Source organism: Mesorhizobium sp. M7A.F.Ca.CA.002.15.2.1 (assembly GCF_003998715.1).
Lineage (GTDB): Bacteria > Pseudomonadota > Alphaproteobacteria > Rhizobiales > Rhizobiaceae > Mesorhizobium > Mesorhizobium ciceri.
This window is the reverse complement of sequence record NZ_RZPI01000341.1, coordinates 1-5,834: the sequence shown is the minus strand read 5'-3', so window position 1 is coordinate 5,834 and position 5,834 is coordinate 1. Positions and strand designations below refer to the sequence as shown.

General features: G+C 62.0%; 5 protein-coding genes and 2 pseudogenes. 3 read left to right on the top strand and 4 right to left on the bottom strand.

Features of this window, described 5'->3' with window-relative positions:
• From ENZ74_RS19100 to ENZ74_RS19085, 4 genes and pseudogenes are all read right to left on the bottom strand, one after another.
• Window positions 1-205, bottom strand: a pseudogene (locus ENZ74_RS19100) (formylmethanofuran--tetrahydromethanopterin N-formyltransferase); the annotation flags it as partial.
• Window positions 193-1,824: a formylmethanofuran dehydrogenase subunit A gene (locus ENZ74_RS19095; RefSeq protein WP_063167858.1), complete on the bottom strand. Its 1,632-nt coding sequence runs from the start codon at window positions 1,822-1,824 to the stop codon at window positions 193-195. The gene ENZ74_RS19095 and the pseudogene ENZ74_RS19100, both read right to left, overlap by 13 nt.
• Window positions 1,818-2,906 carry a hypothetical protein gene (locus ENZ74_RS19090; protein ID WP_063167857.1) on the bottom strand — a complete coding sequence of 363 codons (1,089 nt, stop codon included), beginning with the start codon at window positions 2,904-2,906 and terminating at the stop codon, window positions 1,818-1,820. The genes ENZ74_RS19095 and ENZ74_RS19090 overlap by 7 nt, the downstream gene beginning before the upstream one ends.
• 117 nt (window positions 2,907-3,023) lie before the next feature.
• On the bottom strand, window positions 3,024-3,404 hold the full coding sequence (locus ENZ74_RS19085; protein ID WP_013532029.1) for a 4a-hydroxytetrahydrobiopterin dehydratase: 381 nt from the start codon (window positions 3,402-3,404) through the stop codon (window positions 3,024-3,026).
• A gap of 153 nt (window positions 3,405-3,557) precedes the next feature.
• On the opposite strand from ENZ74_RS19085, the gene ENZ74_RS19080 reads away from it, so the two are divergent.
• The 3 genes and pseudogenes from ENZ74_RS19080 to ENZ74_RS19070 form a co-directional block, all read left to right on the top strand.
• The gene (locus ENZ74_RS19080; protein WP_024504393.1) at window positions 3,558-4,529 is read left to right on the top strand and encodes a beta-ribofuranosylaminobenzene 5'-phosphate synthase family protein; all 972 of its coding nucleotides are present in this window, start codon (window positions 3,558-3,560) and stop codon (window positions 4,527-4,529) included.
• A 29-nt stretch (window positions 4,530-4,558) separates the two neighbouring features.
• The gene (locus ENZ74_RS19075) at window positions 4,559-5,452 is read left to right on the top strand and encodes an NAD(P)-dependent methylenetetrahydromethanopterin dehydrogenase (protein WP_013532031.1); all 894 of its coding nucleotides are present in this window, start codon (window positions 4,559-4,561) and stop codon (window positions 5,450-5,452) included.
• Window positions 5,453-5,465: 13 nt separating this feature from the next.
• A pseudogene (locus ENZ74_RS19070) lies at window positions 5,466-5,834 on the top strand (hypothetical protein); the annotation flags it as partial.

Below are 5,834 nucleotides of genomic sequence, written 5' to 3'. Positions count from 1 at the left end.
GTGTGGCCGATGGCGGCAGGTCGAGATCGATTGCCGCTTCGCAGCCGCAACCGATCACCGAGGTGGCGAAGCCGGTCATTGTGATCGCCGCCTGGCGAGCCCATTTCCGGCTCGGCGCGGTGATGACGATGGCGGTTGCGCGCATGCCGAAGGCTTCCGCGAAGGTATCGTCGATCGTTACGCCATTGATGCTCATGTTCGGCATGGCACCTCGCCGAATGGCTGTTCGCGCGCAATCGCGGAATCCGGGAAATTAAACCAGTCCAGCGACAGGCCGTAGCGCTGCTGGTGATAGTCCTCGAGCCGTCGCACCATTGCCTTGTCGACAGGCGGCTTGAGCCTCAATGCCTTGCCCCAGCGGTAATGGATGATTTCCCCGTCTTGCACGACGAGATCGCCATCCTTGAAAACATACGCCGCCTCTCCGAGCATTTTGGCGATACTGCGGTCCCTGCGATAGACAGCGACGTCGGCTGTTGCGCCGGCGCCGAGATGGCCTCGATCCGTCAAGCCGAGCAGCTTGGCTGGCGCCGCGCGCGTCATGATGGCGATTTCCTCGAACGTGTATTCGCGGTCGATTGCGGCCAGGGTAGAGAGCACCAGGGCGGATCGTGAAAGTCCGGCGGCCATTTCGGCGCGCGCTTCCCGGCTCATCAGCAGTTCGAACAGCGCCGGATAGGCGGTAAAAGGTGCACCGTTGGGATGATCGGTGGTGAAGAACACACGCCAGGGATCGTCGATCAGGAGAAAAAGCTCGAGCCCGATCGCCCACTGCATCGTGCCGTAGAAGTCCTTGCCATAGCTGTAGGGCACGATGCCGCCGCCATTGCCGTCACCGTCATGAATGACGGTCTTTTTCGGGTGTGCGCTGCCACGCGCCGAAAACTGCCGCATGACGTCGGAGGAGACCGTGACCGTCTGGCCGAACATCACCTGGCCGATATCGATGGTGACTTCCGGCGTCGCGTTGACCAGTTCGGCAAGCCGTGCGGCGGCAGAGGAAAACCCGCGTTTTCCTTCCGTGCCATAGCCATAGAACTGGAGGTGGGCGAGATGCAGCGGCAGTCCATCCGCCGCTGCAATCGTCGCAGCCGCCGTATCCGCCGATCCGGGGCTGCCCAGATTGTTGCAATGGACATGCAAGGGATGCGGCAAGCCAAGACTGTCGACGGCGGCCTGCAGCGTCTTGACGATCTTGCGCGAACTGACGCCATAGGAAGGCACGACATCATCCAGCGAGAAGGTGCGGACGTTCTCCTTGAAGGCGGCCGCCGCACCGGCGTTGATCACCTTGACCCCAAGCGCTCGCGTCGAAGCGACCGTCCAGGCGACATAGTCCTCGATCATCGTCCGGGGGGCGTCGTCGCGGATCATCGACAACAGGAAATCGTCGTTGCCGAGAATGGCAAGGGTCGCTTTGTCGATAATCGGGATGTCAGCCAGTTCGAGATGCGTGTGCAGCGCCGCTCCCGGCGACATCGCCGGCTCGACGACCGTCGTAAAGCCCATCTTTGCGTAGAGGCAGCCGGTCTGGAACGTCGACCAGCCGGCATTGGCGAGCGGCGTCATTGCTGGCCGCAGCTGATGGGCGGCATGCTGTTCGGGCAAGAGCAGCCGCGCGGTGTTCACATTGCCGCCACCGATGTGGGAGTGGATATCGATGGCGCCAGCCATCACGATGCAGCCGCTGGCTTCGACGGTCCGGTCGGCCGCCCCTCCCGCCGGCGCCGGAACGATCTTGTCGTCCTTGATCCAGAGGTCGCCTTTGCCGAGACGGCCGTTGACGGGATCGATGATGTCGCCGTCGGCGATTTTCGTCAGCATGGCAGTGGCTCGAGGAAAGCGTGGGTAGCGATCAGGCGGATGATCGTCGCGGCGGAGGGCAATTGCGAGGCCGCTTGCGCATCGATCGACCTGAGCGAGCCCGTGCGGCTGGAGTAGACAACCGCATCGTGATCGACCCCAGCCTCGCCGATGGCCATGGTGACTGCGGCGCCGGCAACCGGCTTTTCCGTTTTCGTCAGCACAATCAGCGCCATGCGTGCCCTTTTTTTCTGTAGTTGGGCCGTTGCGGCGGAGATCCGCAGGTGCAGGTCAGCTTCGCCGGCAGCGATCATGCGCTCCACATCGCAGCGCCAGGGATCGAATTCAGGGAGGCCGCGCGCAAAGCCGGTGCGCAGCGGAAAACCTGTCATCCAGGCCGAGGCGAGCGCGCTTCCCCACCCGTTTTCGCTCGCCGGCAGATAAAGGCCGGATGCGCGCGATTTGCGATTGAGATCGGCGATCAGTCCTTGCAGCATCTCCAATGCCAAGCCTTCGGCGGCGTGGCCTGAAAACAGGAACACGGGAAAATGCGCGGCCGCCAGAGCTTTGGCAAAATCATTGAAATTCGACACCGGTTGCGATGTACGCCGCCCTTTGTACTGTGCCCTCAGTGCCGCCAGCGTGGCGGTGAGGCTAGCTTGGCCACAGGAAAGTTGCGTTGCCTTGCGTCCGCCGTTCAGCGGCGGCACAGACATCCCGTTTGGGCCTACCACGAAGAACGCGCGCTGGTTGCCGGTCGAGAGGTCGGGAACCGTCCCGGCAAGTTCGCCGACAAGACCATGATGGATCCGCGGGAGCTCGCCCACGATCACCACGACATCGGCACGCCGGCGCGTCTCTCCGGGGGCGACGGTCATTGCCCCCTTGTCGGTAAAAAGCGCGGTCTCTCGGGCAAGTGCCGCACCATCGGCATGGTCGTATGCCGCGCCAGCCCGCTCAGCCAGCGCGATCGCCGCCCTCGTGCCATCTATATCCGTATCAAAGCTGAAAACCGGGCACCGACTTGACGACAATAGCGACGCGGCATGCGCAGCCGCGTGCTCAATCAGCGCTTCCCGGTTGCCGATCCAAGCAACCGCCATTCGCTAAACTACTTTCTGGTGCCGGCTCGATCCTAGACGAAACTGGATTGGCCGTGAACCCCACCCTGCAGCGGATCAGCGAATGTTTTCATACGCGTCAACAAATTCCGACCCTGCTTAGTCATATTTGACGTAAGCGAAGCGTTGATCGGTCAGTGGAGTGCCCTCCAGTGCCCCGCCTTCCTTGGCCGGCTGCCACTGGACAACGTCCTCGATCTTTTTCGCCAACTCGAAATCCTTGTCGGTAATGCCTTTCGCCGCGTGATTCGTCAGGCGCACCTCGACCCAGGCATAGGAGGCGGTGATATCAGGATGGTGCCACGCCGCCTCGGCGAGATGACCAACCGTGTTGATGACCATGAGCGTCGATTTCCAGCTGTGGGTCTTGTATTTGCGCCGGATCCAGCCGTTTTCATAACGCCATTTCGGCAACTCCTTCTCAAGCCGGTCGGCGATCTCGGCTTCCGAATAGACCTTTTCCTTGACTGTCTCGTTCATCTCGACCTCCGCGAATTGCTCGGTCTGTCACACGCCGGAGCCGGCAAACACGTATGCGTTCTCTTTGGCTTGCCCCATCGACGAAAACAGTTATCATGGTACCGGGCACCTAAACTTCCATGATGCATCCATGATGCACCCATCGGGGGGCAGATGTCGAATTCTGTTACCATACGAGTGCCCGCTCGCCTGCACCTTGGCTTCCTTGATCTCAATGGCGATGCTGGACGGCGGTTCGGCAGCGTCGGGCTTCCATTGAGCGAACCCGAAACCGTCGTCACCCTGTCGCGGTCCAGCGAGACCATCGTCGAAGGCTCCGAGAGCACCCGCGCCAGCGAGCATCTATCGACGCTCTGCAAGCATCTTGGCATTCGCGGCCAGCACCATCTGGTGGTAGAGCAGTCGATCCCCAGTCATGCGGGTCTGGGCTCCGGCACACAGATCGCCCTTGCCGTCGCCTCGGCGTTGCGCACGCTCCACAATCTGCCTCTGGACATCGCCGGCGACGCTAACCTGCTCGAGCGGGGCGGCCGATCCGGCATCGGCATCGCAAGTTTCGAAGACGGCGGCGTCATAGTCGACGCCGGCAAGAACGACCGCGGCGGAACGCCTCCGGTCGTCGCGCGGCTGCCGTTTCCGGAAGAGTGGCGCGTCCTCCTCATCCTCGACCATTCCGGGCATGGACTGCATGGAGCAGCCGAGGTTGCGGCGTTTCGCTCGCTGCCGCCATTCCCAACGGCAGGCAGTGGGGAGATCTGCCGGAGGGTGCTGATGGGCATAATGCCGGCTTTGGTCGAGCGGGACCTTCCGGCATTCGGCGCCGCCGTCACCGCGATACAGATGCTGATCGGCAGCCATTTCGCCCCGGCCCAGGGCGGCGTGTTCACCTCGAAGCGGGTCGAGATGGTGGCCCACTGTCTCAATGAAGCAGGCGCCGTCGGCATCGGCCAGAGTTCCTGGGGGCCGACAGGCTTTGCCTTCGCGCCATCGCAGGACGCCGCACTCAAGTTCGTCGACGCGGTTCGGAAGACGACAGTTGAGGGCGGCCTTGAGGTCAAGATCGTCAAGGGCAGGAACTCCGGCGCGAAGATCAGTTCAACCAGGCTGGATCTCGTCGGCAGCTGACGCTTCAGTTTCAGGCAGAAAGGCAAGAAATGGCCCGCAAACACATCCTGCACATGCTGACACCGTTGAAGCAGATGAGCCCCTTCGACGTGAACATGGCGCTCGACGCAGGTTTCGACGCCGTCGTCCCCTATGTCGATGTGGGCCTGGCCGAAGTGACGGGACTGGTCCAGGACGCGATCTTTTCACGCCCGCCGGATGCGGGTGTCGACACCGGCATCTTCATCGCCGGGAAGGATGCCTCGTTGGCGCTCGACATGTTCGACGCCGCGAAGAAGGCGATGGTGCCGCCTTTCCAGGTTTCGGTATTTGCCGATCCAGCCGGCTCGTTCACCACAGCCGCGGCGATGGTGGCCAAGGTCGAAAAGGCGCTGGAGAAGAAATTCCAGCGTGCGCTCAGGGATACGAGAGTGGCTGTTTTCGGCGCCACCGGCGTCGTCGGCTTCTGCACCGCCGTCATCGCGGCAGGGGAAGGTGCCCGGGTCACACTTGTCGGCCATGACGGCATCGAACGGGTCAAGCAGATCGCGGCCGAGATCGAAAGCAGGTTCCACCTCACCGTCGATGCGGCTGACGGATCGAGCGACGCCCGCAAGACAAAGCTGGTCGAAGCCAACGAAATTATCCTGGCTTGCGCCAAAGCTGGCGTCCAGGTGGTCTCCAAAGCCCAATTGAAAGGCAATGACCTGCTTATTGCGGCCGACGTCAATGCCGTTCCCCCGGCCGGCATCGAAGGATTGGCCGTCAATGCCAATGGTGATCCACTCGATGCGGCAAAAGCTGTCGGCATTGGTCCGCTTGCCATCGGCAATGTCAAATATAAGGTCGAATTCGGTCTCTTCAAAAGAATGATCGAATCCGAAAAGACGATCACGCTCGGTTTTCAGGAAGCGTTTTCCCTTGCACGCGAGATTGCCAAGTAACGCCGGATCTCTTTTGATCGCGGCAATTTCAGGCCGGGGGCTGGCCGCCGCCGCGCGTCGCGCCGGCTATCGTCCGCTGGTCGCCGATTTCTTTTGCGATACGGACACCGTCGCGCTCGCAGAACGCGCGACAATGCTGCCAGGCGACCTGCAAGGAGGCATCGACGGCGAGCGCATCATCGACACGCTTCGGCGATTGGCTGGCGACGACCTGCCGGCCGCCATTGTCCTGGGCTCAGGGTTTGAGCGGATGCCTGAGACCGTGGACAAAATCGCGCGACACTTTCGGCTCGCCGGCAATGGCGGCGCCGCGATCCGCAGGATCAAGGATCCGCAGTTGCTGGCCGATGATTGTGCCGAACTCGGCATCCCGCATCCGCAA